The sequence below is a fragment of the Pseudomonas sp. NPDC089407 genome, from assembly GCF_044900445.1.
Lineage (GTDB): Bacteria > Pseudomonadota > Gammaproteobacteria > Pseudomonadales > Pseudomonadaceae > Aquipseudomonas.
The window spans coordinates 194,912-220,008 of record NZ_JBJDNB010000004.1; the positions used below are offsets into that span (position 1 = coordinate 194,912).

General features: G+C 60.4%; 23 protein-coding genes and 3 pseudogenes. 9 read left to right on the plus strand and 17 right to left on the minus strand.

Annotated features, from left to right (window positions below):
* Positions 1-72 precede the first annotated feature (72 nt).
* Positions 73-1,371, minus strand: a complete 1,299-nt coding sequence (locus tag ACI2KG_RS05240) for a tetratricopeptide repeat protein (protein WP_404661081.1) — start codon at positions 1,369-1,371, stop codon at positions 73-75.
* A 295-nt stretch (positions 1,372-1,666) separates the two neighbouring features.
* On the opposite strand from ACI2KG_RS05240, the gene ACI2KG_RS05245 reads away from it, so the two are divergent.
* Together ACI2KG_RS05245 and ACI2KG_RS05250 are read left to right on the plus strand one after the other, a co-directional pair.
* On the plus strand, positions 1,667-2,464 hold the full coding sequence (locus tag ACI2KG_RS05245; RefSeq protein WP_404661082.1) for an AraC family transcriptional regulator: 798 nt from the start codon (positions 1,667-1,669) through the stop codon (positions 2,462-2,464).
* A gap of 107 nt (positions 2,465-2,571) precedes the next feature.
* The gene (locus ACI2KG_RS05250; RefSeq protein WP_404661083.1) at positions 2,572-3,765 is read left to right on the plus strand and encodes an MFS transporter; all 1,194 of its coding nucleotides are present in this window, start codon (positions 2,572-2,574) and stop codon (positions 3,763-3,765) included.
* Positions 3,766-3,816: 51 nt separating this feature from the next.
* On the opposite strand, the gene ACI2KG_RS05255 is transcribed toward ACI2KG_RS05250, so the two are convergent.
* From ACI2KG_RS05255 to ACI2KG_RS05280, 6 genes are all read right to left on the minus strand, one after another.
* Positions 3,817-4,167 (minus strand): DsrE/DsrF/TusD sulfur relay family protein, encoded by a 351-nt coding sequence (locus tag ACI2KG_RS05255; protein WP_404661084.1) that lies wholly within the window; start codon positions 4,165-4,167, stop codon positions 3,817-3,819.
* 84 nt (positions 4,168-4,251) lie between these two features.
* Entirely contained in the window at positions 4,252-5,028 is a 777-nt protein-coding gene (locus ACI2KG_RS05260; protein ID WP_404661085.1) for an amino acid ABC transporter ATP-binding protein, read from the minus strand.
* A 12-nt stretch (positions 5,029-5,040) separates the two neighbouring features.
* Positions 5,041-6,330 (minus strand): amino acid ABC transporter permease, encoded by a 1,290-nt coding sequence (locus tag ACI2KG_RS05265; protein WP_404661086.1) that lies wholly within the window; start codon positions 6,328-6,330, stop codon positions 5,041-5,043.
* Between the two features lies 1 nt (position 6,331).
* Positions 6,332-7,519 (minus strand): amino acid ABC transporter permease, encoded by a 1,188-nt coding sequence (locus tag ACI2KG_RS05270; protein WP_404661087.1) that lies wholly within the window; start codon positions 7,517-7,519, stop codon positions 6,332-6,334.
* Positions 7,520-7,680: 161 nt separating this feature from the next.
* Complete coding sequence (locus ACI2KG_RS05275; protein ID WP_404661088.1) at positions 7,681-8,700, minus strand: amino acid ABC transporter substrate-binding protein; 1,020 nt, start codon at positions 8,698-8,700, stop codon at positions 7,681-7,683.
* 132 nt (positions 8,701-8,832) lie between these two features.
* The gene (locus ACI2KG_RS05280) at positions 8,833-10,062 is read right to left on the minus strand and encodes a MalY/PatB family protein (protein ID WP_404661090.1); all 1,230 of its coding nucleotides are present in this window, start codon (positions 10,060-10,062) and stop codon (positions 8,833-8,835) included.
* A gap of 121 nt (positions 10,063-10,183) precedes the next feature.
* Here ACI2KG_RS05280 and ACI2KG_RS05285 point away from each other — a divergent pair, with 121 nt between their 5' ends.
* Positions 10,184-11,074 (plus strand): LysR family transcriptional regulator, encoded by an 891-nt coding sequence (locus ACI2KG_RS05285; RefSeq protein WP_404661091.1) that lies wholly within the window; start codon positions 10,184-10,186, stop codon positions 11,072-11,074.
* Between the two features lie 41 nt (positions 11,075-11,115).
* Here the strand turns inward: ACI2KG_RS05285 and ACI2KG_RS05290 are convergent, their stop codons facing one another.
* The 5 genes and pseudogenes from ACI2KG_RS05290 to ACI2KG_RS05310 all read right to left on the minus strand — a co-directional run.
* Entirely contained in the window at positions 11,116-11,700 is a 585-nt protein-coding gene (locus tag ACI2KG_RS05290; protein ID WP_404661092.1) for a disulfide bond formation protein B, read from the minus strand.
* Positions 11,700-11,873 carry a hypothetical protein gene (locus ACI2KG_RS05295; RefSeq protein WP_404661093.1) on the minus strand — a complete coding sequence of 58 codons (174 nt, stop codon included), beginning with the start codon at positions 11,871-11,873 and terminating at the stop codon, positions 11,700-11,702. Before ACI2KG_RS05295 ends, ACI2KG_RS05290 begins: the two co-directional genes overlap by 1 nt.
* A gap of 40 nt (positions 11,874-11,913) precedes the next feature.
* Complete coding sequence (locus ACI2KG_RS05300) at positions 11,914-12,783, minus strand: MBL fold metallo-hydrolase (protein ID WP_404661094.1); 870 nt, start codon at positions 12,781-12,783, stop codon at positions 11,914-11,916.
* Positions 12,784-12,819: 36 nt separating this feature from the next.
* Positions 12,820-13,470: a zinc-binding dehydrogenase gene (locus tag ACI2KG_RS05305; RefSeq protein WP_404661145.1), complete on the minus strand. Its 651-nt coding sequence runs from the start codon at positions 13,468-13,470 to the stop codon at positions 12,820-12,822.
* An 18-nt stretch (positions 13,471-13,488) separates the two neighbouring features.
* Positions 13,489-14,166, minus strand: a pseudogene (locus ACI2KG_RS05310) (alcohol dehydrogenase catalytic domain-containing protein); the annotation flags it as partial.
* 34 nt (positions 14,167-14,200) lie between these two features.
* On the opposite strand from ACI2KG_RS05310, the gene ACI2KG_RS05315 reads away from it, so the two are divergent.
* The 4 genes and pseudogenes from ACI2KG_RS05315 to asd all read left to right on the plus strand — a co-directional run bounded on the left by ACI2KG_RS05315 (position 14,201) and on the right by asd (position 18,224).
* Positions 14,201-15,745: a GMC oxidoreductase gene (locus ACI2KG_RS05315; RefSeq protein ID WP_404661095.1), complete on the plus strand. Its 1,545-nt coding sequence runs from the start codon at positions 14,201-14,203 to the stop codon at positions 15,743-15,745.
* A gap of 3 nt (positions 15,746-15,748) precedes the next feature.
* Positions 15,749-15,866: pseudogene (locus ACI2KG_RS05320) on the plus strand (NAD(P)-binding protein); the annotation flags it as partial.
* Between the two features lie 281 nt (positions 15,867-16,147).
* Positions 16,148-17,296, plus strand: coding sequence for a GMC oxidoreductase (locus ACI2KG_RS05325; protein WP_404661146.1), 1,149 nt, complete (start codon positions 16,148-16,150; stop codon positions 17,294-17,296).
* A pseudogene (gene asd / locus ACI2KG_RS05330) lies at positions 17,293-18,224 on the plus strand (archaetidylserine decarboxylase). The gene ACI2KG_RS05325 and the pseudogene asd overlap by 4 nt, the downstream one beginning before the upstream one ends.
* Here asd and ACI2KG_RS05335 read toward each other — a convergent pair.
* From ACI2KG_RS05335 to ACI2KG_RS05350, 4 genes are all read right to left on the minus strand, one after another.
* Positions 18,208-19,227 (minus strand): transketolase family protein, encoded by a 1,020-nt coding sequence (locus tag ACI2KG_RS05335; protein WP_404661096.1) that lies wholly within the window; start codon positions 19,225-19,227, stop codon positions 18,208-18,210. The pseudogene asd and the gene ACI2KG_RS05335 sit on opposite strands and share 17 nt — an antisense overlap.
* Positions 19,227-20,072, minus strand: a complete 846-nt coding sequence (locus ACI2KG_RS05340) for a transketolase (RefSeq protein WP_404661097.1) — start codon at positions 20,070-20,072, stop codon at positions 19,227-19,229. The genes ACI2KG_RS05335 and ACI2KG_RS05340 overlap by 1 nt, the downstream gene beginning before the upstream one ends.
* 17 nt (positions 20,073-20,089) lie before the next feature.
* A complete protein-coding gene (locus ACI2KG_RS05345) occupies positions 20,090-21,388 on the minus strand; it encodes an MFS transporter (protein ID WP_404661098.1) in 1,299 nt (432 codons plus the stop codon).
* A gap of 99 nt (positions 21,389-21,487) precedes the next feature.
* On the minus strand, positions 21,488-22,237 hold the full coding sequence (locus tag ACI2KG_RS05350; protein WP_404661099.1) for an SDR family NAD(P)-dependent oxidoreductase: 750 nt from the start codon (positions 22,235-22,237) through the stop codon (positions 21,488-21,490).
* Between the two features lie 174 nt (positions 22,238-22,411).
* On the opposite strand from ACI2KG_RS05350, the gene ACI2KG_RS05355 reads away from it, so the two are divergent.
* Together ACI2KG_RS05355 and ACI2KG_RS05360 are read left to right on the plus strand one after the other, a co-directional pair.
* Positions 22,412-23,329: a LysR substrate-binding domain-containing protein gene (locus tag ACI2KG_RS05355; RefSeq protein ID WP_404661100.1), complete on the plus strand. Its 918-nt coding sequence runs from the start codon at positions 22,412-22,414 to the stop codon at positions 23,327-23,329.
* Between the two features lie 35 nt (positions 23,330-23,364).
* Positions 23,365-24,324 carry an alpha/beta hydrolase gene (locus tag ACI2KG_RS05360; protein ID WP_404661101.1) on the plus strand — a complete coding sequence of 320 codons (960 nt, stop codon included), beginning with the start codon at positions 23,365-23,367 and terminating at the stop codon, positions 24,322-24,324.
* 14 nt (positions 24,325-24,338) lie between these two features.
* Here the strand turns inward: ACI2KG_RS05360 and ACI2KG_RS05365 are convergent, their stop codons facing one another.
* The gene (locus ACI2KG_RS05365; protein ID WP_404661102.1) at positions 24,339-25,091 is read right to left on the minus strand and encodes an SDR family NAD(P)-dependent oxidoreductase; all 753 of its coding nucleotides are present in this window, start codon (positions 25,089-25,091) and stop codon (positions 24,339-24,341) included.
* Positions 25,092-25,097: the final 6 nt, after the last annotated feature.

A 25,097-nucleotide genomic window follows, 5' to 3' on the forward strand; every position in this document is an offset into this window, starting at 1 on the left:
AGGGTGAGCAAAAGCCGGCTGATCCGTGAACAGATCAGCCAGTCTCTATTGCATCGACGTAACATCAGTGGATCAGTGCGCTGCCAGACTTGTCAGCCAGCGGCTATCTCGTGGGGATGGTCGACGGTGCAGGCGCTGGTCCAGCAAGGCCCTCGCCTTCTCGGCTTCACCGGCGCGCATCAACGCTACCAGCAGGGTGTCTTCAACGATTTCCCGCTGCGCACCACTGCCACCGATGCGCACCACGTCTTGGGCCAGCGGCTCCAGAATGCGTGCGCAATCGGTGTAGTGCCCCTGCGCGAAGGCCATAACCGCGTGGCACAGCGCTGGCACCACAGGGCCCGCCTTGAGCTTGCCATCGTTGACCAGCGTATTCAGTGCTGCCGCACGCTGTTCCAGCGCAGCCTGATTGCCAGTGGCTGCAGCCAGCAGCGCCATATGAAAATCGGCGAACGGGAAGCCAGGTTGCTGGAAGTAGTTCGCTGCGTACTGCGCCGCCTCCTCCCACAGGCCCGCAGGTACCGTATGCCCGTAGGCCTGCATGCGCCACAGGAACGAAGAGGTATCACTGATCACGTTGATTGGTAGGCCGGTGGCGACGGCCGGGGCGACGTGCTCGGCATACATGCCCAGTGCCCCTTCGAGGTCATCACGCTCGAGCGCAATCAGTGCCCCATGCCAGGCAATATGATTGTGCAAGGTGCCGCTGCGGTCATAGCCCGGCAGCCAGCCTTTGATCACTTCGCCCGCTTCCTCATTGGCGCCCGCTTCGTACAGCACATGGGCGACCGCGTGGACACCGTTGACGTTGTTACGGCGCAGCTCCAGTGAGCGCTGGGTCAATGCACGCCCAAGCGATACATCGCCATTCTCACCGTGCGCCCAGCCGCGGTAGTTGAGGAACCACCAGTCGTCTTCAGGGAAATGCCGCGCATGACGCTCGCAGAGTTCGACGCGCGCCTGGTCGTGGTCTGCCATGCCAGAGAAGGCAAACAGGCCGAACGCGCCCAGCGGCAGGGACATGATCACAATGTCCAGCGGCCACTGATCAAGGTGTTGCAACGCGTTGGCCAAGGCCTTCGCAGGTTCACCATTGATGACATAAGACAGCGTCTGGATATGGCTGCGCTCGCGCTCGGTCCCCCGGGCCTGCACCAACGCCTGGGCCTTAGCGATCTTGGCCTTGGCATCTGCAATCTCGGTGCGGATGGCATGAAAGCGTGCACGGGCCGCATAAGCCATGGCGAAATCAGGGTCTGCGGCAATCGCCTCGTCGAGCGTTTCGGCGATACCGGTCCAAAGGGAGAGCAAGAGGTCCACGCCTGTACGGTAGCGCTCTGCCGCGATCTCCGATGCGGTCGAAAGGGGCATGTTGTAACGGTCAACACAGGCCATGGTGTTTGCAACTCCTATTATGGGTTGAAGCTAAAGGGTACGAGATGGCCGCTTTACGGAAATACCCTGTGCGCGGCGGGCGGGCCATCTCGTTGCAGCATTAAAACCCATTCGGAGTTGGCGGGCTTTCGACTAACTGCCAGACGATGTAGAACAGAAGACAGGTCGCTGCTGATCATGAGTAAACTTGCATTGCACATGAAATGTGCTCCAGTTGGCCATGCGCATGATTCGCTATCCTGCGAGCACACACGTTCCGGACGAACCCACAATGCATTGGGACATTATCGAAGCCCCTCAGGACCTGCCGCCACCCGATCCGCTCAAGGTGCGCGCTCAATCGATACCTGCCAGGCATACCTTCCCCGAGCATTCGCATGCCTGGCATCAGATGGTGTATGCCATCTCCGGCGTGCTGACCGTAACGACCCGGGCAGGTTCGTTCGTCATATCGCCTGAACAGGCGGCCTGGCTGCCGACCGGGCTCGATCACAAGGTTGGCTCGATGTTTGGCGCCGAGTTTCGCAGCTTGTGGATCGATGAACGGATCGCTTCCGGCCTGCCTTCGGATCAGCCGACGCTGTTTGCCGTCTCGCCCTTGCTCAAAGCGTTGATCGTCGAAGCTGCACGCATCGAACATGAACAGGATGAGGACGACTACGCGGCGCGTATCACGCAACTGATCCTTGATCAGCTTCGGCGCGCGACACCTATGTCCACCGCGTTACCTTGGCCCTCAAGTCCCTCGCTGGTGGGTTTGTGCGAAACCTTGTACGCCGATCCTGCCGATCCTACCGAGATGGCGGCGTGGTCAAGTGTGCTCGGCATGTCAGAGCGCACATTGGCTCGGCGCTTCCAGGCTGAAACCGGCATGAGCCTGCGGACCTGGCGCAGGCGCTTACGCTTGTTCCGGGCCATTGAAATGCTGGGTAGCGGGCTGGACGTTACCCGTACCGCCCTGGAGCTCGGTTATGGTTCCACTTCTGCATTCATCTATGCGTTTCGCCAGGAGCTGGGTAGCAGTCCGCAGGCCTACATGAAGGGTGAGGCGGGGAATGCAAGGCACTGAACCAAGGTTTCATTGCCAGCCCTAAACAATTTTTGCGTTGCTTGCGGTCCACTGGCCTGATGAGAATGCGCAGTGCGCATCAACTCTGTAGTGCTTGGAAAACTGCAATGTTCCTATCCCTCTCAAACCCTAACGTCTGGCGCCTGACCATAGCCCAGGCGCTTTCTGGTGCCAATTCCGTGGTGGTGTATGCCACGGGCGCCATCATCGGCAACATGTTGGCGCCTTCGGCGTCCCTGGCGACGCTGCCGATTACGGTATTCGTCATTGGTATGGCACTGGCTACGCTTCCCATCGGCATGGTGGGCCGTCGCTGGGGGCGCACTGCAGCGTTCATGATTGGCAATGCGTGCGGCACCGTGATGGGCCTGCTTTCCGCGTACGCACTGACGGTGGGTTCGTTTGTACTGTTCTGCGCAGCCATGCTGTTCGGGGGGGCATACGCAGCGGTGGTGCTTACTTTCCGCTTTGCTGCCGCTGAATGCGTCGACCAGGCGCAGCGCCCCAAAGCCCTGTCTACCGTGTTGGCTGGCGGGGTGGTGGCGGGCGTATTGGGCCCGCAATTGGTCAACGGCACAATGAGCATGTCGGGCCAGGCATATGTCGTCACCTATATCGCCGCTGCCATCGTCGCGATTTTGTCTGCCCTGGTGCTCATCGGTGTGAGGTTCAACCGCCCTCCGTCCCGTCCCACCGCTCTGCCTGCGGGTAATGTGTTTGCAATAGTCCGTCAGCCCCGCTTCATCATCGCGATGCTGTGTGGCGTGGTCAGCTACATGATGATGAACTTCATGATGACCTCTGCCCCCTTGGCCATGGATTTGTGTGGCATTGCCAGGACCCATTCGAATACCGGCATTGAAATGCATGTGATTGCGATGTATGCACCGAGCTTCTTTACCGGGCGGTTAATCAGCCGCTTTGGAGCACCGTCGATCATCCAGTGTGGCCTGCTGTTGATTGGCCTGGCGGCACTGGTGGGTGTCTCCGGCATGAGCATCGGCCACTTCTGGCTCGCGCTGATACTCCTGGGTATCGGCTGGAATTTCGGCTTCCTTGGTGCTTCGGCACTGGTGCTGACATGCCACGCCCCCGAGGATGGCCCGAGGGTTCAGGCGGTCAATGATTTCGTGATTTTCGGCACGATGGTGGTGGGTTCATTCTTGTCCGGCGGCTTGCTCGATGCGTTCGGATGGACTGTGGTTTCAGGCCTGATCCTGCCGCCTGTATTGATTGCCATGGCCGGCCTGGCTTTGCTGCAGCGCACTCGGCGCCATGCACAAGCAGCGCGTGAGGCCTGACGCAATGCCGCCAGGCCGCCTTTGCGCTCAGCGCCAGGGCGACCCGGCACCTTAGAAAATCAGCACCTTCTCCGCTTCCATGGCCCAGTCTGCCAACTCCCCAGGTGCTGCACGTCGCGCCCCGGCGACCAGTTCGACCTCGCGCATGCCCCGGGCATCCATCCCGTCGCCACACAGAGCAACCTCGCCCTTGCGCAAGATCTTGGCCAACACCAGCTCCAGGTTGTAGTGGCCAGTGGGTACCAACTGGCCTGCGCGGGCGCAGCTGACCGCATCGGACTGCAGGTATACGCGCACCTGCGCCTGTTTGCGAGCCGACAATGACCCGGCAAGACGCAACGCATTGTAGGCCCGTTCTGAACCGTAGCTCGCATCGTTGATGATGAATAGAAATGCACCCATGGGCGGCTCCTTTCAATGAAAAAAAAAGCGAGGAGAGGGTCGAACCCACCTCCTCGAAAGTGATGACGCCAGAGATATCCGGGATCAGTGCCGCAAGATCTGGCTCAGGAACGCCCTGGTGCGCTCGGATTGCGGATTGCTGAAGAACGCCTTGGGCTCGTTCTGCTCGACGATCTGCCCCTGGTCCATGAATATCACCCGGTTGGCCACCGCCTGGGCGAAGCCCATTTCGTGGGTGACACACAGCATGGTCATGCCCTCCTCCGCCAGCTGAATCATGGTGTCGAGTACTTCCTTGATCATTTCCGGGTCCAGTGCCGAGGTCGGCTCGTCGAACAGCATCACCCTAGGGTTCATGCACAGCGCCCTGGCAATCGCAACGCGCTGCTGCTGGCCACCGGACAACTGCCCGGGAAACTTGTGGGCATGCTCTGGAATGCGGACTTTGCTCAGGTAGTGCATGGCCTGTTCCTCAGCCTGCTTGCGCGGTACCTGACGCACCCAGATCGGCGCCAACGTGCAGTTCTCCAGGATGGTCAGGTGCGGGAACAGGTTGAAATGCTGGAACACCATGCCGACTTCCTGGCGCACTTCATCGATCTTGCGCAGGTCGCTGGTAAGCTCTGTACCGTCTACCACGATGCGGCCCTGCTGAAACTCCTCCAGCCGGTTTATGCAGCGGATCATGGTCGATTTGCCTGATCCTGATGGCCCGCAGATCACGATGCGCTCGCCGCGGGTCACCGTGAGATTGATGTCACGCAGTGCATGGTAGTTGCCATACCACTTGTTCATGCCGGTGATCTGGATCGCAATTTCCTGAGTGGACGCCTGCAAGGCGTCGAGTGGCGCGTTCTTCATTGTTGTGGTTCCTCAACGGTGATCGGTCTTGAGCCGACGCTCAAGGTGAATCGAGTAACGCGACATGCCGAAGCAGAAGACGAAGAACACGCCGCCGATGAACAGGAACAGCTCCCAGTACACGCCCTGCCACTGGGTACTGGCACGAATGGCTGTTGACAATGCAATGGGATCGAGCAGGCCGATGAACACGACCAGCGTGGTGTCCTTGAACAGACCGATGAAGGTACTGACGATCATCGGAATGGAGATCTTCAAGGCCTGCGGCATGATCACCAGCCGTTGCGCCTTCCAGTAGTCCAGGCCCAGTGCCTGCGCGGCCTCGGTCTGCCCCTGCGGCAGTGCAGCCAGCCCCCCTCTGATCACTTCGGCCATATAGGCGGTCGAGAAGATGGTCACCATGATGATCACCCGCAGGATCAAGTCGAACGAGGTGCCGGGTGGCAGGAAGTAATTGAGCAGCAGCGAAGCTGTAAACAGCAGTGTGATCAGCGGTACGCCGCGCACGAATTCGATGAAGGTGACGCTCATCACCCGGATCAACGGCATCGACGAGCGCCGCCCCAGTGCCAGCAGGACGCCCAGTGGCAGCGACATGGCAATACCGCTGACACCCACCACGAACGACAGCAAGAAGCCTCCCAGGTCACGTGAGCTGACCGCTGTCAGGGCCAACGGCGAAAGCTTGCTGGCCGCAAGGACCAGGTACTGCATGCCTTGCAGCCACCAGGCTGCCGCTGCGAGCAATGCGCAAGCCACGGCGACACCGCCGCCCAGACGTCGCAACATCCTGAACAACAACCAGGCGATGGCCAGACCGCCATAGGCCGAAACCGGCTGCCAGAGCGATCCGCCCCAGATCAGCCAGAACGCGAGGCCCGGATAAACCGCACTGAACCACAACACCCGACGCGGCACCCACTTGAACAGGATCGGTCCCAGAGCTGCAAACAGCAGCGCGAACGAAGCGAGAGGCCGCCAATAAGCCTCCTGTGGGTAGAAACCGAACAGCAGCTGTGGCCAACGCTCGCGAATAACGCCCCAGCAGGCCCCGGGCTCGCCATTCATCAGGCGTCGGCACTCACCCAGTGAGTCAGCCTGCCACACCGAATTGGCCAGCCAAGGCAGAACCGCATTCACCGCAGCGGCGATGACCAGCAAAGCAATGATCGTCAGCACGCTGCTGAGCCAACCGTTGAACAGCCTGGCACGCAGCCAGTGGCTGACGCCCGTCTGCCCGCGCGGCGGCTCGGACGGCTGCAGCAAGGTGTCACGGAACCAGGCAATGGAAGATTGGCTCATGTCAGCGCCCCTGCAGTTTGACGCGGTTGTTGTAGAGGTTCATTGCGCCAGAGATCAGCAGGCTCATGCCGAGGTAGATGAGCATCATCAGCAGGATCCCCTCCAGCTCTCTGCCGGTCTGGTTGATGGTGATGCCGCCGAGTGTCGAACGCAGGTCCATGTAACCCACTGCCAGTCCAAGCGAGGTGTGCTTGGTGATGTCCAGGTACTGCGACGTCAGCGGTGGCACGATGACTCGCAAGGCTTGAGGCAGAATCACCAATCGCATGGTCCGGCCCGGGCGCAATCCAAGCGCGTTGGCAGCCTCGGTCTGTCCGCGAGCGATGGACTGAATGCCACTGCGCACGATCTCGGCGATAAACGCGCCGGTGTATACGCTCAGGCCGATCCACATCGCAATCAAGGCATTGCCCAACTGCACGCCACCCTGGAAGTTGAACCCCTGCAGTTGCGGATAGCCCAGATGCACACCCAGTGCGTACAGTAGCGCGACCGTGGGTAGCAGGAGGATCAGCAGACGCTTCCACCACAGTGTCGGGCGCTTTCCCGTGACGCTCTGCAAACGGTCTGCGTGACTGCGCAGGGCTCGGTCAGCCCAAAGGCTTGCGCCGAACACGGCTAGGACTAGCAGCACGTTGAGGCTTAACGCGACCACGCCGAGATCAAGCGTACCCAGATCGCGCTCGAACAGGGGTTCCGGGATATAGATGCCGCGATTGGTCACTGCGATTGCAGTCTGCTCCGCGCCTCTGTAGCTACTCGGCGCCGGCATTGATTGCGCCATGACCGCGCCGATTATCAGAATGCACAGCAGCGCCGGGATATTGCGGAACACCTCGATATAAGCGCCCATCATGCGGGACACGATCCAGTTGTTTGACAGCCGCAACACCCCGGCCACCACGCCGATTGCCGTTGCAGTGGCACAGGCCAGAACAGCGAGGATCACGGTATTGAGCAAGCCGACCAGCGCTGCCCGCCCGTGGCTCATCTGGCTGTCGTAGCTGATGGGCCGCTGGTTGATGTCATAGCCTGCGGCAGACCCTAGAAAGCTGAAGGAAAAGTCCTTGCCCAGTGCGGCAAGGTTTCGCACGGTATTGTCGAGTAGCCAGGCGGCGGTCAGCATCAGACACATCAAGGCAATGATCTGGATGGTGTAGCCGCGGTAGCGCTTGTCGTGCAGCAGCATGCCCAACGAGAAAGCCGGCTGAACCGTTTTCTTGTCAGTCAATAGGAGGGTGGACATGGTGAATCACTCCCGGACAGGGTGACCGACCAAAGCGGCTTCTACACTTCGGTCAGTTCTTCGCAACAACAAAAGTCGAACGACGCGCCGACAGGCGCGCCGGATCAGCGAAACGGCTCGGCGTACAGCAGGCCGCCCTGGTTCCATTGGGCGTTCAGGCCTCGTTCGAGGCCGATAGGCGTGTTCTTGCCCAGGGAGTTATCGAAGATTTCCCCGTAGTTGCCACCGGCGGCAATGGCACGACTGGCCCATTTGGCATCCAGCCCCAGCTGCCCGCCATAATTGCCCTCGCTACCGAGCAGTCGGTTGATTTCCGGGTTGTTGGAGCCCGCCGTCATCTTCGCCACGTTGCTCGAATCCACGCCCAACTCTTCAGCCGCCACCAACGCATTGAGTGTCCAGCGCACCACATCAGCCCATTGATCGTCCCCTTGGCGTACCATCGGGCCGAGCGGTTCCTTGGAGATCAGTTCCTTCAACACCATGTGCTCATCAGGGGCTGCGAAGCTTGCCTTCGAGGCCGCCAGGCCGGAAACGTCGTTGGTGAACACATCGCAGGCACCAGCGAGGTATTTCTGCTCGCCCTCGGCGGTGGAGTCGATAGGCACGGGTTGGTACTTGATGCCATGGTTGCGTGCGTATTCGGCCAGGTTAAGCTCATGGGTTGAGCCGGTCTGCACGCAGATCGATGCACCGTCGAGGTCCTTGACCGAACTGGCACCTAGATTCTTGTGAACGAGAAAGCCTTGGCCATCGTAGTAGTTGATGCCGGCGAATGTGAGCTTGAGATCGACGTCGCGCGTGAATGTCCACGAGCTGTTACGCACCAACAAGTCGACCTCACCCGACGCCAGGGCGGTGAAGCGCGTCTGGCCGGTGGTGGGCACGAAGTTGACCTTGTTCGCATCACCGAGCACTGCAGCGGCGACCGCCCGACACATGGATACGTCCAGCCCTTGCCAGGCACCTTTGGCATCCGGCGCAGACAAGCCGGTGTTACCGGTAGAGACCCCGCAGTTGAGCTTGCCACGGGTTTGCACATCCTTGAGCGTGCCAGCATATGTGAAACCGGTAGCCAGTGATGCAGCGAGGCATACCAGCGGAACCAGAACAGACTTTCTCATCGTATTCACCTTGTTGTTGTGATGTTTATTAAGGCGGCAGTTCAGGCAAAGTGCAGCGAAAGGCTTGCGTGCATCGCACAAGCACTAGGTGTCGTGCCCGAGGCGATCGACCTCGGGCAAGCTTTTGTGAATTCAGCGGTTCTGTACGGCGCGAGTGATTCGCTGGATGGCTTCGTTGACCGTAACCCGGCTGCAGCCGAGGTTGGCCCGCATGAAGCCGTGGCCTTCCAGGCCGAACTTCTGGCCTTTATCGAGCCACACGCGCGCCTTGGTCAGCATGAAGCGATCGAGCGCCTGGGCGTCCATCCCCAGCCCTCGACAATCCATCCAGGTGAGGTATAGCGAGTCGGTGGGAACCACCTTGATCTGCGGTGCCGCCGAGTGGATGGCCTCTGCGAAGTGGGCCTGGTTGCCACGCACATAACTCAGCATCTGCTCCAGCCAGGGCTCGCCGTGGGTATAGGCCGCCTCGGCGGCCACCATGCCAAGGGCATTTACGTAGCGATACAGGTTGCGATCGTATTGGCGCCCCAGTTCTTCGCGGATACGCTTGTTCGGAATGAAAATGTTGGCAGTCTGCAAGCCCGCCATGTTGAAGGTTTTGCTCGGCGCGGTGCACGTGATGCTGTTCTGGGCGAAGGCTTCACCCAGGGACGCGAAGGGAATGTGTTTCTTGCGCGGGTTGAGAATGAAGTCCTGGTGGATTTCATCGGAAAGCACCAGCACGTCATGCCGCGCGCAGATTTCGCCCATGGCACGCAGCTCCGCTTCCGACCACACATTGCCGGTCGGGTTATGCGGGTGGCTCAAGATGAATAACCGGGTATTGGGCTGGATAGCAGCCTCGAACTTGCGCTCGTCGAAATGGTAACGCTCACCATCGAAATCCAGCGGCGCCAGCGCCAGGTGGCGCCCGTTGATACGGGCATCGTCATGAAAGTGCACGTACACCGGCGGCTGAATCAGTACCGAATCGCCCGGCGAGGTAAACGCCTGGATCGCCAGCTTCATGACAGTGATGATGCCAGGCGCCTGCATCAGCCAGTCGCGTGAAACGTCCCAGCCGAAGCGCTTGCCCTGCCAGCCGATCACGGCGTCGACGTACGATTTTCGCGCACCACCCGCGTAACCAAACACCCCGAACCGAACTGCCTCGCTCAGCGCATCGATGACCGCCTGTGGCGAGCGGAAGTCCATATCGGCGACCCACATCGGCAATGGATCGGCTGCACGTTCCTCCGGGGTGAGAAAATTGTGTGCGTAGTCCCACTTCATTGAATTGGTGTGCCGCCGGTCGATGACTTCATCAAACAGGCATGCTTGCTGCTCAACGGAATTCGGGGAAAGTGCTTGGGTAGTCATTATTCTTGGTATCCAGCCTGTTCATTGCAGTGGTGGCTCGAGCGCCTTGCGGTATTTGTAGCAACATCCCATCATGAACAGAAATGGTATTACTTCATCAAACCATGAGCGGAATACATCAATGATCGAGGTCCAGCATTTATCGATTTTGCGCGAGGTTTCCCGCACAGGCAGCGTCACCGCGGCTGCGGAGCGCCTCAACGTGAGCCAGTCGGCGTTGTCGCACGCGATGGCGAAGTTCGAGGAACGCAGTGGCATAAAGGTCTGGATGAAAGACGGCCGCAGCCTGCGCTTCACGCAAGCGGGCAACTACCTGCTGGGCCTTGCCGAGCGGTTGCTGCCGCAGCTGGACCATGCGCAGCGGGTGCTGTCGGACTTCGCCGATGGGCGCCGTGGTGCCCTACGCGCGGGGATGGAATGCCATCCTTGCCAGAAGTGGCTCATGGGCGTAACCGGCCCTTACTTGCGGCGCTGGCCGGATGTCGATTTCGAAGTGTGCACGGCGTTTCGCTTTGACGGCGTCGCCGCCCTCCTCGGCCATGAGATCGATCTGCTGATCACGCCTGATCCCATCGACCAGCCAGAGCTGCTCTTTACACCCGTATTCGACTATGAACTGGTGCTCATCCTGCACGAGGACCATGCCCTGGCAGGCAAGCCTTGGGCGGACCCGCGCGACCTGGTGCCTGAGACCCTCATCACAGTGCCGGTCAGCCTGGAACGCCTGGACGTCTACAGCCGCTTCCTGGTGCCGGCCAACTGCCGCCCCCATCACCGCATCACGGCCGAAACCACCGAGTTGATGCTGCAATTGAGTGCCGCAGGGCGCGGCATCAGTGTGTTGCCGGAATGGCTGCTGCATGAGGAAGGTGAACATTTGCCATTACGGGCCGTTCGGATTGGGCCACATGGTTTGCACAAGAGCATTCACCTGGGCGTGCGCAAGGCAGATGAACACGTCGATTACCTTGCCGGTTTTCTGGAAATTGCACGCAATCGCCAGCCGACCTGAATCAGCGCCTGTGCCGCCCAGGCACAGGCGCTGATGGCAGGTCAGGGTTTCATCACGTCACCGTCGTAAAGCATGCGGTAATGCTGCTGCCCGCCGGCGAGAAAATGGTCGAAGCCGTTCTGCAGGAAGGCCGACAGCAGATTAGCCGCTACCAGTGCTACGAAAAGACCGATGATGGACTTTTGCAACGTCGACCTGGATTCCGCTGTTCTGGCGGGCCGCACATCGCGCTGCGCATAGAGCACGGCCATGATCAGGCAGAACATGATGGCCGCGGTGAACACCATGAATGTCCAGGTGTACATGTGCAGGCCCAGAATGGCTGACCCTGTCGGTTTGGTCCAGGCAGGTGCCTTGGCGAACATGAACAGCAGGCTCAGCAGACTACCGATCAAGGCGCCGAAAGCGCTGAGCACGTAATTCCAGGGGTTGATGCCGAACACCCGATTGAGCAACAGCCCCGACCCGAGCAGCATGAAGCACACGCGGATGAGGTTGCAGAATGCGCACGGCAACTCACCGAGCACCAATTGGTAGAAGAAGGCATCCAGCAGCAGGAAGCAGATGCCAGCGATCGCAGCCAGTTCGAGTTGGCCCAGGCGGTTTTCAGTCAGTTGCGCATTCATTACCAGGATCCCAGTTGCTTGAGGTCGGACAGATGGTGGGCGCCGTGCCAGGTGGTCCAGATCACCACCAGGATGGCGCACACGATCCATAAGGCGCGAGCCAGCGCCAGGTGTTTGAATGACGCCAAAGTGGCGGCGAATGCGAATAGCACAGGGATGAATCCGATAAACATGGAATAGCCTTTTACGGATAGGTCGAAGGGTCAGGCAGGTTCAGAACTGATACGCCTGCCCGTCGTCAGGGATCAGTACATGAGTGGCATCGAGCTGCTTGGCGGTGATGTAGTCGGTCAGCTCCTTGCGTGACTGTGTGGCATGGCCGAGCGCTTCGAGATGGCTTGCCACAATGTAGGCACCCGGAGCGGCCTGAGCTGCGCGATAGAGGTCTTCTTTCCCCATGATTACCGAGCCCTCGATATCCTTGAAGCGGACATAACCGGCGTTGAGCACGATCACTTCGGGGCGGTAGCGGGCGATTGCCTGCTCGACGTGGGTGTTCCAGACAGTGTCGCCTGCCACGTAAACAGTCTTGTATCCTGCCCTCTGCAACACCACGCCAGACACGCTGCCCAGCTGTTTGCCACGCACCGCCATGGTTGCGTCACTGCCGTGCTGGCCGTCCGTACGTGATAGTTTTACGCCCTTGAACTCGCTTTCAGACGTGAGTATGCGCACGTCAGTAAAGCCTGTGCCCCGGATTCGCTGGGCATCTTCTGCATTCTGGGCAAAGATCGGCATGTGCTTGGGCAGCAACTTCTGTGCAGCCTCATCCCAGTGATCGACATGCAGGTGGGTCACAATCACGGCATCTGCCCTGGCCACGTCGTCAGCTGGCATCGGTAGGTCCACCACCGGGTTTCGCACCTGCTCGTTGAACGCGCCGGGTGCCGCGGCGTAAGCCCCCTTGGCGCCGAGCATCGGGTCGATCAGGAAAGTGACATCGCCGTACCCGAGCTTGATGGTGGCGTTGCGTATCTCCTGGAAGGTCACCGCCTGCGGCGTGCGCGCTTCGACTGCCACGCCAGCGAGCGGCAGAGCCAGCAGTGCCGTGCATAGACCATAAGCAAACAGCTTGGATATCATCTTGAAACGCCTCCTTGGATAGTGACGACGCTTTGATCAGGCGTCGTTCAGGGTCAGGACCATGCGGAACTCGACCTCACCGGAGCGCACTCGCTGATAGGCCTCCCACGCCCTTTCCAGCGGCATGGTCTCGATACGCGCACGCACGTCTGTCATGACGCTGAAGTCCAGCGTTCTTGCTACCTCGTAGGGTGTACCGGTGATGTTGCCGCGGACACTGCGCTCGCCGCCAACCAGTACCCCAGGCATGATGCTGAGCGGTTCCCGGCCAACGCCCACGACCAGCAGCGTACCCTGCGGCGCCAGCGCCCCCATCAACGGCGACACTGCAGTACTGTCGGTAATGGTGGTAAGAATGACCTGCGCTCCGCCCATGCTTTTCAGGCATGCCACCGGGTCTTGCGCCCGCGAATCAATATAAGTGTGGGCGCCCAGTGCCAGCGCCTGTTGCTCGATATCCGCGCCGCGCCCGACAGCGATGACCCTGAACCCCATCCGCCGAGCATATTGCAATGCCAGGTGGCCGAGCCCGCCGATGCCGTGTATCACCACACGATCACCGGCAAGCGCACCCGATTTGCGCAACGCATTGAAGGTGGCTATTCCAGCGCACAGCAGCGGGGCCGCCTCTACCGCGCCCAGCTCGTCCGGGATAGCGACCAGGCCAGTGGCACGGGCGAGCATCATCTGCGCGTATCCACCGTCTTGCGAACTGCCCACCACAGGCTGATCGAGGCATAGATTGAAGCGGCCCTGCCGGCACTGTTCACAGAGGCCGCAATGCCCACCGAGCCGTCCAACCCCTACGCGCTGTCCGATACGCCAGATCGTAGGGACCTGGATGCCGACGGCCGCTATTCGGCCGACCACTTCATGGCCGGGCGTGCGCGGCAGCGTCAGCCCAGCTTCGGTGCCTTCGATGGCCCCCGCATCGGCGCCACAAATACCGCACGCCTCGACGCGAATGAGCACTTCACCAGCGCCTGGCGCTGGAATCTCCAAGTCGGCCAACTGTAGCTTCCCCGGCTGGGTAACCTGCATCGCTTTATAGGTCTTGCCTGCCATTTGCCGCATCCTCCCGACGTACTCGTGAACCCAGGCCAAGCCCGGACCAGCATCGATTCTCGGTGGAGAAAAGGCGGTAGGCCAAACGAGTAAAGCTATTGTCCGGAGGAAGCAAATCTTTAGTTTCATCCGGACGTGCTGAACAGGCGATGAGTATTTACCCGCCAGCACGTTCCCAAGGCGGAAAGCTTTACAGCGAAGGGCAAAGAATTTCTTCGCTGCACCACATTTATCTTTGCTTGGTACCTGGAGATGGCAGCGCGCCAAATAGCGTTGATCGGGAGGCGGGCTTCCCGGATTGCTTACCAGAAACGCCATTCGCGGGTTGACGATGCAAAGAAAAGTGGAAGTCTTGATAATTGGAAGTGGCTTTGGTGGGGCTATCGCTGCTCGCCGCCTGGCCGAAGCCGGACGGGAAGTGCTGGTGCTCGAGCGTGGCCCCTGGCGCGACACGGTGCCCAACCGCTCGCTCGGTATCAAGAACCTGGCGCCCCTCCCCCAAGGCGCCAAGGCGTACACCCATGGCCTGCGCAGCTTGGGTTCACACCGCCTGAAACGCGATATCGTGTTGAACACGAAGGGCTTCGTCGAGGCTTACCACGGTGAGGGTATCAACATCATCTGTTCCTCGGGCGTGGGCGGTGGCAGCCACATCTATGCCGGCTTCATGGACCGCCCGCTGGTGCCTGGCTACTGGGACGGCCGCCATCCAGCGTTGTGCGACGCGGACATGGAGCGTTACTACGCTGAGCTGCTGGAAACTTACCAAGCGCGACCGCTGACCGCCCAAGACCAGGTACCCAACAGCATCGAGACGACTGATTACGAAGGGACGCTGAAGTGCCTGGGCCATCCGGCCGTCGCATTCCTCATGGCTGAACGTCCTGGCCAGCCCGCCAAGCGCGTCGACGCCAACGGAATCGAGCGCTGGGAATGCGACATGCAGAACAACAGCTTCCTCGGCTCCCCTTCCGGCGCCAAGACCACGCTTGATTTTTCGACCCTGTGGCCAGCGATGCAGAAAGGCCTGATGGTCAATGCGCTGTGCGAAGTCACTGGCATCCGGCGCCTGGCCCAACCCACCACCGATCGCATGCGCTATGAAGTCGCGTACCAGGACCACACTGCCAAACGAACGGAAACCGTCCTGGCCGAGCATGTTATCGTCGCTGCTGGTGGCCTTGGCAGCGTACGCTTGCTGCTCAAAAGCCGTGATGTCGATCGCGGTCTCCACGGCATGCCAAGGCTAGGCATGCAATTTGGCGGCAACGGTGACTATTTCGGCTTGTGGAAGGAAAACAGCCGCAAGGACCTGTCCAAAGGCATGCCCATCGGCTCACCTTTCCGCCTCAAGGACTCCCGCAACCCGTCAGTTCTGGTTCTGCGCGCCAGCATCCAGGGCATTGCTGCCATACCCATGCCCCCTTTGCTCAAGGGATGGCTGCGCCGACAGTCGGTGATCATCGCCTTCGGTGGCGACAACAATACCGGCAAGATGACCATGCAGAACGGGCGATTCAAGATTGCCTACAAGACAAGCGAAAATCCGATCTACCAGCAGATCGATGATGAGATAGCCGGCATCGAGCGTGCGACCGACACCAAGATATACGCACCTCGCAACCCGGTTACCGTTCACCCGGTTGGCGGGGCCTGCCTGGGCGCCTCGGTCGCCGATGGGGTTGTCGGCGCCAATGGCGAAGTATTCGACAACCCGGGCTTGTATGTGGCCGATGCCGCTGCACTCCCCGCTTCTCCGGGTGGCGCACCCAGCCTGACGATCGCTGCCTGGTCGGCGAACGTGGCAGACCGCCTGATCGCCGCCTTGCGCGAACGCGACGACCAGGCCGATGTGTCGCTCAATGCCTCGACAGCGCCAACCGGCCAAGAGGCCTGAGCCATGGGCGATACAGTTGATGTAGTGGTCATCGGTAGCGGATTCGGTGGCGCGATCGCAGCCAAGCGCTTGGTCGAGGCTGGCTGCAAAGTGGTGGTGCTGGAGCGCGGCCCATGGCGTGATACGGTCCCCAACCGATCTATCGGCATGGCGGACCTGGCGCCGCTGCCGCAAGGCGCAAAGGCATTCACCCATGGACTGCGCTCGGTGCGATCACACCGGTCGAAACGGCAACTGCTGCTGAACCGCAGGGGTTTTGTCGAGGCGTACCACGGCGCTGGCATCCATGTGATTTGTTCATCCAATGTAGGCGGCGGCAGTCATATTTACGCCGGCATGTTGGCCAGACCGTCAGATCCGTCGTACTGGGATGGCCACCACCCGCAAGTCAGCCAGGCCGGCATGGACCGTTACTACAGCGAAATCATCGAGCAGCTGGGTGCAAGGGCCGCAACGGAAAGCGACCAGGTTCCCAACCGCATCAGCCTCACCGATCACGACGGTAAGCTGTCCTGCGAAGGCCTCCCCAACCCGCTGCTGGGGTTCCTGCTGCCGCAATCGCCCGGTGCCCCGGTAAAAGTGACGGATGCAAATGGCGTCGAACGCTGGGAATGCGACTATTTGAACAACAGTGTGCTTGGATCCTTCTCTGGCGCAAAAACCACGCTCGATTTCGCGGTAGTGTGGCCAGCGGTGAAGCTGGGCCTGGTGGTCCACGATCTTTGCGAAGCAACCTCCATCGTCGCTTTGAAAAATGCCGTGCCGGGCACCGAGGGCTATGAGGTTCGCTATCACAACCACCGCGACGGCAAGCTGCAAAGTATCAGGGCCAGGCGCGTGGTGCTGGCCGCCGGCTGTTTGAATACCGTTTCGCTGCTATTCAGAAGCCGGGACGAAGCCAAAGGTCTGCAGGGTATGCCCATGCTCGGGCAGAAATTCGGTACCAATGGAGGCTTCTTCGGGTTCTGGCGAGAAAACGCCCCAGCAGACTTGAGCTGCGGTTTGCCATTGAGCGGCCCGTTTCGCAGCAAGCAATCCCCCAGCAAGCAGGTTCAGGTGCTACGGGCGGCCATTCAGGGCATCGACGCAATACCGATGCCGGGTAGGCTCAAGCGCTGGCTTGGTAAGAACGCTTTCATCGTGGCACTTGGCAAGGACCACAACAACGGAAGCATCGACTTGAAGAATGGCAGACTCGTCATTCGATATGACAAGACGCACAGCCCCGTTTACCAGGAAATCGATTACGAGCGGCGCACGATCGAGCACACCACAGGTACCCGCATCTACGCACCCCGTGCCCCGATCACCGTGCAGCCCCTGGGAGGTGCGTGCCTGGGCGCCACTGCCGATGATGGGGTGGTTGGGGCCAACGGCGAGGTATTCGACAATCCAGGTGTGTATGTGGCTGACGCCGCCGCGCTGCCAGCGTCGCCGGGCCGTCCGCCGAGCCTGACCATTGCGGCATGGGCTGCTCATGTTGCGGACTGCCTCATAGCCGAGACTCGGCGAGAACAGCCAGGTCAGCCAATGCAGGGTGGCCTGTCATGAAAAACCGGCTGTTCCTGCTTGGGCAATACCTGCTGCCTCATCATGCCCTGTCGAGGTTGACCGGTCATTTCGCGAAATGCCGGGTGCCATGGTTCAAGAATCAGCTCATTCGTTGGTTCATCAAGCGGTTTGACGTAGACATGCGTGCCGCTATTGGCGACGGCCCCGACGATTATGAACACTTCGACGCGTTCTTCACCCGGCCGCTGAAACCCGGAGCAAGGCCGTTGCAAGGAGGAGACGGCAGCGTGATTAGCCCGGCCGATGGAGTGGTCAGCCAGATTGGCGTGATCGACGAGGACCGTCTGTACCAGGCTAAAGGACATACCTACACCCTTGGCCAGCTTCTGGGGGGAAACACCGCCCTGGCAGGCCTTTTTCAGGACGGGCGGTTCGCCACGATCTATCTGTCACCGCGAGACTACCACCGCGTTCACATGCCGCTCACAGGAACCTTGCGAACCATGATTTACGTACCGGGAACGCTGTTCTCGGTGAACCCTCTTACGGTATCGAAAGTTCCGAACCTGTTCGCGCGCAATGAGCGAGTCGTTTGTGTATTCGAAACGCGTGTGGGTCCCATGGCCGTGGTACTGATCGGTGCAATGATCGTGGGCTCGATCGCTACCGTCTGGGCGGCCAGGTCAACCCAGCGCGCAAAGCGGTCACAACCCTTCGCTACGATGCAGACAATTCTGTCACCGTCGAGTTGCCCCGTGGCGCCGAACTTGGGCGGTTCAATCTTGGCTCGACCGTGACTGTATTGTTCGGGGCTGAAGCGGTCGACTGGATCGCCACGGTATCAGAAGGTATGCAGATTCGCGTGGGAGAGCAGCTAGGTTATGAACAGTTGCTGTACCGTAGTCGATCAATGCCGGTGCCTGGGCATCCCTGCCCGCACCTGGCTCAAATTAGAGCCATGCTTTAATCTGAGCACATACAGCGTCGGTCGATATGCCGTAGCGGTCATGCAGCGTTGGCAAGGCACCGGCATCGAGAAACGCATCGGGCAGCGCGATCTGGCGGAACGTCGGCGTGACACCGTTGCGCATCAATAGTCCGGCAACCGCCTCGCCCAGACCGCCTATGATGCTGCTGTTCTCAGCGGTCACCACCAGCCGTCCGGATTGCTTCGCTTCGGCCAGGATGGTGTGCTCATCCAGAGGCTTGATGGTCGGCACGTGCAACACAGCAACGTCGACACCATCGGCCTGGAGCTTGTTGGCCGCTTCGAGCGAGCGCATGGTCATCAGCCCGGTGGAGATGATGAGTACGTCTCTGCCGGTGCGCAGGCTCTTTGCCTTGCCGATTTCGAATTTGTACCCGTATTCGTCAAGCACCACCGGTACGTTGCCGCGCAGCAGGCGCATGTAGACTGGCCCTTTATGAGCAGCGATCGCCGGCACTGCCTGTTCGATCTCCACGGCGTCGCAAGGATCGACGATCATCAGGTTTGGCATCGCTCGGAAGATGGCGAGATCGTCAGTCGCCTGGTGGCTTGGCCCATAACCGGTAGTGAGCCCGGGCAGCCCACAGACGATCTTTACGTTCAAGTTCTCCTCGGCGATTGCCATACAGATGAAATCGTAGGCGCGCCGCGAGGCGAACACGGCGTAGGTCGTGGCGAAGGGTACGAAACCCTCCCGTGCCATGCCCGCAGCCGCGCTCATCAACAGCTGCTCGGCCATGCCCATCTGGTAGAAGCGGTCCGGGTGCGCTTTGGCAAAAATATGCAGGTCGGTGTATTTCGACAAGTCCGCGGAAAGCCCCACGATTTCGGGGCGCTGCTCAGCCAGCGCAGCCAGCGCATGGCCAAAGGGGGCCGAGCGGGTAGCTTGGCCCTCAGCGGCGATCGAGGCGATCATGGCCGAGGTGGTCAGGCGCTTTTTGGTTGGCTCGCCAGTCGAAGTAGAAATATTTGACTTGCTCATCACTGTTTTCCTTCTTCGAGATTGTTGAGCGCCAACGCCCATTCATGTTCTTCCACACGTATGAAGTGAGTCTTTTCCCGCGCTTCGAGGAACGGTACCCCCTTGCCCATCTTCGTATCGCAAATGATCACGCGCGGTTGCGCGCCCGAAAAATTGCGCGCCGCATCGAACGCTGCGACCAGGGCATCGATGTCATTGCCATCGACTCGCTGGGTGAACCACCCAAACGCTTGCCAACGATCGACGATCGGTTCAAAAGAAAGAATTTCGCTGGAATAACCATCGGCCTGCTGGTTGTTCACATCGACGATGGCGATGAGGTTGTCGAGCTTCCAGTGAGAGGCTGACATGACGGCCTCCCAAGTGGAGCCTTCATTGAGCTCGCCGTCCGACAACAGGTTGTAAACGAATGAAGTCGACTGCTTGCGTTTGAGGCCCAGGCAAGCCCCAACCGCGATACCCAGCCCCTGCCCCAACGAACCGCCGGTGATTTCCATACCCGGCGTATAGGCGGCCATGCCGGACATGGGCAGGCGGCTGTCATCCGAACCGTAGGTTTCCAACTCATCCAGCGGTACTATTCCGGCCTCGATCAACGCGGCGTACAGCGCAATGGCGTAGTGGCCAATGGACAGATAGAAGCGGTCGCGTGGTTCCCAGTCAGGGTCATCGGGCAGATAGTTCAGCGCATGGAAGTAAGACACTGCCAGCAGGTCTGCAGCACCCAGCGCCTGGCCCACATAACCCTGGCCCTGTACCTGACCCATGCGCAACGCATGTCGACGGATATTGTGGGCGCGCTCGGCCAGGCTCAGGCCGGCCTTCAGCGTGTTGTTCGTATTCATGACGTGGCTCCGTTAACTCAACGATTGACCGCTGCAGCGGGAATGCGCAGGACCAGCGAGGCTCCCCCCAGCAGGACAGCTGTAATCAGGTACATGCCGATAGCGCTGGACCCGGTCTGTGTAGTGACCCAACCAATCAGGTAAGGCGAGCAGAAGCCGGCCAGATTGGCGAAACTGTTGACGGCAGCGATGCCCGCCGCGGCGGAGACCCCGCCCAGAAGCGTGGTAGGGAGCATCCAGAACAGCGAGGTGGCCGACAGAATCCCCGAAGCCGCCAGGCACAGGCTGAGAATCGACAGGGTCACGTTGCCCCCCACCAGGGCGGCCAGGCTAAGCCCGATGGCGCCAGCGATCATTGGCACGATCAGATGCCAGCGGCGCTCGCGGTGCTTGTCGCCGCTACGGCCGACCAGCAACATGGCTGCAATGGCGCACAGGTACGGCAGGCTGGACAGAATCCCAATGTGCAGCGGATCTGAAACCCCGGCATTTCGCACCAGCGTCGGCAGCCAGAAGGTAATGGCGTACTGGCCCATCACCACGCAGAAGTAGATGCCGGCCAGCAACCACAAGCGGCGGTCGCGTACGAACTCGCCCACCGACCCATGGGTGACCTTCTGCTGGTTGTCCTCGGCCAGCTCCCGGGTGACGAGGGCCTTTTCTTCGTCGTTCAGCCAGGTAGCCTGATGGACCCCGTCCTTGAGGTAAGCCAACACCAGCAGGCCGACGACCACCGTTGGCACGGCTTCGAGCACAAACATCCATTGCCATCCAGCCCAGCCCTGCACGCCGGCGAACGCGTTCATGATCCAGCCGGAGAGCGGGCCGCCGACCATGCCCGACAGCGGGATGGCGATGAACCAGAGCACTGTCATGCGAGCGCGTCGATAGGATGGGAACCAATAGGTGAGGTACAGCAGAAGCCCAGGGGCCAGGCCCGCTTCAGCCACGCCGAGGAGGAACCGCAGCGCGTAGAACTGCCAGGCTGTCTCGACAAACGCGAACAGCGCCGAAATGATGCCCCAGGTGATCATGATGCGCGCAATCCACACGCGCGCGCCCACCTTGTGAAGGATAATGTTGCTGGGTACTTCGCAGAGGAAGTAACCGATGAAGAACATGCCCGCGCCGAGTCCATAAACGGTTTCGCTCAGGGCCAGATCATTCATCATCTGCAATTTGGCGAAGCCGACATTGACGCGGTCCAGATAAGCGCAGAGGTAGCACAGCATCAGGAACGGCATCAGGCGCCAGGCGGTCTTGCGGTAAGCGGAGGTACGCACGGTCGAAACCGCTTCTAACGATAAGGTAGTCATGCTGGTCCGATCTCTTGTTGTTATTGGCAGCCAAGCCTCAAGCCGGGCTGCCATTGATCCAGAACCGCGCGAGCCACAGGCGGGCCCGCCCTCGTATACTCAGTGAATCAGCATCCCGCCGTTGACATCCAGGGTTATGCCGGTCAGGTAGGTGGACAGGTCGCTGGCGAGGAACAGCGCAGCGTTGGCGACATCCTGGGCGTGGCCAAGACGCCCAAGAGGAATACCTTCGATGATGGCGTGGCGGCGGTCGTCTTGCATCAGCCCGCCGGTGATGTCGGTGTGGATCAAACCTGGAGCGATGGAATTGACCCGCACGTTCTCCGGGCCCAGCTCCCGAGCCATGGCCTTGGCCAGGCCGAGCACGCCTGCTTTCGCGGCACTGTAGTGCGGACCGCCAAAAATGCCCCCGCCGCGCTGGGCCGACACCGAGGACATACAGACGATGCTGCCGCTCGACTGCTGGCGCATTGCAGGAATTACCGCTTGCGACATCAGCAGGGTGCCACGCAGGCTGACGTCCAGTACTTTGTCGTAATCGGCGCCGCGGATATCCAGGGTCTTCAGCGGTTGGGTGATGCCTGCGTTGTTGATCAGTACGTCAATGCGACCGAACTGGTCGATGATGGTGGCCACGGCACGCTGCACCTGGGACTCATCGGCAACGTTGGCCGCCAGACCCAGATGACCCTCGCCCAATGCCGCAGCGGCATCGCGGGCAGCGGACTCGTCCAGGTCGAGGATCACGACACGGGCGCCGTGTTGTGCAAATGTCATGGCAGTGGCGCGGCCAATACCGCGCGCCGAAGCGGCACCTGTGATGATCGCGACTTTACCTTGGAGAAGCATGGTTGAACCCTCTGTTTGTTGTTATGGGTCGATCCGGGAATCGTGGGTCCAGCTTGGCCGTGGCTGCCTTGACGAGCAATAACGTGAAAATCATCGGGTGCTGAAAAAATTTCAGTACGACTGGGCTATCCTCCTTCCCAGCGATAATAAAAATAATGATGTGGAGCCAGCCCGATGCGTTCAAACAACGAGGCGGCAGCGCCCCTGCCCCCGCTCAAGACCATACAGGCGTTCGAACAGGCCGCCCGCTTCGGCAACGTTGCGCGCGCAGCCGAAGTGCTGGACTTGACGCCGTCCGCCGTGAGCCATCAGCTGGCCAAGCTGGAGGCGATGATAGGCCGACAGCTGTTCGTACGCGGTGCTCGCGGAGTCGCCCTCACCCCGGTGGGCCAGCAATACCTGAAAGAAGTGTCAGGCATCCTGCACAGCCTCGCCATCGCGACCGAGCGTGCCAGCAGTGATATCAGCCTGGACTGCCTGCGCCTGCATTCTTCGCCGAGCTTTGGCCTGCTCTGGCTAATGCCGCGTCTGGAGGCGTTTCGCGAGGAATATCCTTCCATTCAGATCAACCTGTCATGCTCCTACGAGGCGCTGCATTTCAGCCGTGACAAGATTGACGTGGATATTCGCCATGGTGATCCGAACTGGCCCAGTTACGAAGTGCGCACGGTGGCTAACGAGACCTTCGAAGTGCTCGCCGCGCCTAAACTTCTGGCTCGCCAACCGGTGTATAGCGCCAGCGACCTGCTCGATTGCGACCTGATCCTTTCCGAGGCGACATTGTTGAAATGGCCGGCATGGTTTGCCCAGCATGGGCTGGCACGCCCGGAAAAGCCCTACGCCCTGAGTTTCGACCGCTCCTACATGAGCCTGGAGGCGGCCAGCCACGGCTTGGGCTTCGCTTTGGAGAGCGGTTTGCTCGCGCAAAAATACCTTGAAGCCGGTACCTTGGTAAAAGTCGCGCCCGACGCATTGGGCGCGCCGGTGGCTGCGCACCATCTGGTGTTCCCCAAAGCCCATGCGGCGTTTCCCAGGGTGCGGTGTTTCCTGCATTGGGTAGAGAAGGAACTGGGGCACCAGTTCGTTTTCTGATGGTTACCCAGGCGAGGATCAACACCGAGGTTTGAATGTCTACATACACACTCGACCCGCTGCTTGAACGTTACTTGCAGGAATGTGCCCAGTTCAAAGCGAGCACCGATGATTGGCAGGTACGGCGCGCCTGCTTTGCCAAGTCCGGCCGCTATTTTTCCCCCGACATGGCCGGTATCGCTGTGACGGACGAGCGGTGTCAGCAGGTGCCCGTTCGCATTTATCAGCCTGCCAAAGCAGCGCCCGTGCGCGGCTTGCCGACGATTTTGTACCTGCACGGAGGTGGCTGGTGCCTGGGCGATCACACCACCCATGACTGGTTTGCGCACGCTCTGCTGTTGCGCATGGAAGCAAGGGTGATCGCAGTGGGTTATCGGCTTGCCCCGGAGCATCGGTTTCCTGCGCCGTTGGATGACGCGCTCACCGTGTGGGCGGCGCTAAGCCAAGGCCATTGGGATAACGTCGATACACAAGCCATGGCGGTGGTCGGTGACAGCGCCGGTGCGACGCTGGCAGCTGGGCTGTGCATCGACCTGCACGACCGCGGCCGGCCGCAACCCCGGCTGCAAGGGTTGCTCTATCCGCTGCTCACGCGCCGAACCGATCTACCTTCCATGCAAGCGCACGCGGCTGCACCATTGTTGAGTAGCGCCGACGTACACGCTGCGCTGGCGCTCTACGCCCCGACGCCAGAACAGTACCTGGATTCCCGGGCACTGCCGCTGGATGGCGCGATCCGGTCCGCGCTCGCCCCTGCTTTCATCGTGGCCGCGCAATACGATCCGCTCGCCGACCATGCCCGGGCCTATGCAACCGAATTGGACAAAGCCGGCGTGGCGGTCGAATTTCACATTGCAACCGGTATGCTGCATGGCGGGCTTAGAGCTGCGAAACTTGCGCAAACCGGTACTGTGTTCGATCGTCTGGCAGGCGCCCTGAATCGGGCCTTCATGGGGCCAATTCAAGACGCAGGCCCGTTTCAAGGCGATCCTTGAGTTGATGCCAGCGCTCAGAACTGCACCGCTCGAGTGAGCCCACCGTCGACCAACAGGTTGGTACCCGTGGTGAAGCTGGCTGCCGGGCTAGCAAGGAATACCACCGCATTGGCCACCTCCTGAGGCGACGCCATCCGCCCCAGCGGGTTTTGCGCCAGGCAGCGAGCAAAGGTATCAGGCTGATCGCGCTCGATGCTGCCCCAGACCCCGTCAGCAAAATAGACGTTGCCAGGGGATACCGAATTTACCCGGATGCCTTCGCTGGCGTGGCGGGCTGAAAGGGTCTTGGCGTAATGCAGCAACGCGGCCTTGAGAATCCCGTAGGGCTCGGCGAACATGTCCACCTCGCGCCCTGATACGCTGGAAATAAACACGATCGACGGTGCCTGCGAAGCGCGCAGAGCAGGCAGTGCCGCCTTAACCATCGCCGCACTACCCAGCAGGTCGGTATCAAAGGCCTGCCGCCAGATGTCGAGGTCTTCGCCACCGGCCAGTGCACTGACGTTGGGAATGACGATGTCCAGCCCACCCATGCGCTGCGCAGCTGCCGTTACCCAACCGGACACTGACTCAGCCCGGGTGACATCCACCACAGAACCAAACGCACGCTCACCAAAGTGAACGCTCGCTGCTGCGACACCGGCCTCGCCACGCGCACAGAACTCGACCCGCGCACCCTCCTCCAGCATCAGTTCGACGATTGCCCGGCCAATACCGCGCGAAGCCCCGCTGACCAATACCCGCTTGTTGTTCAAGCCCAGGTCCATACTTAC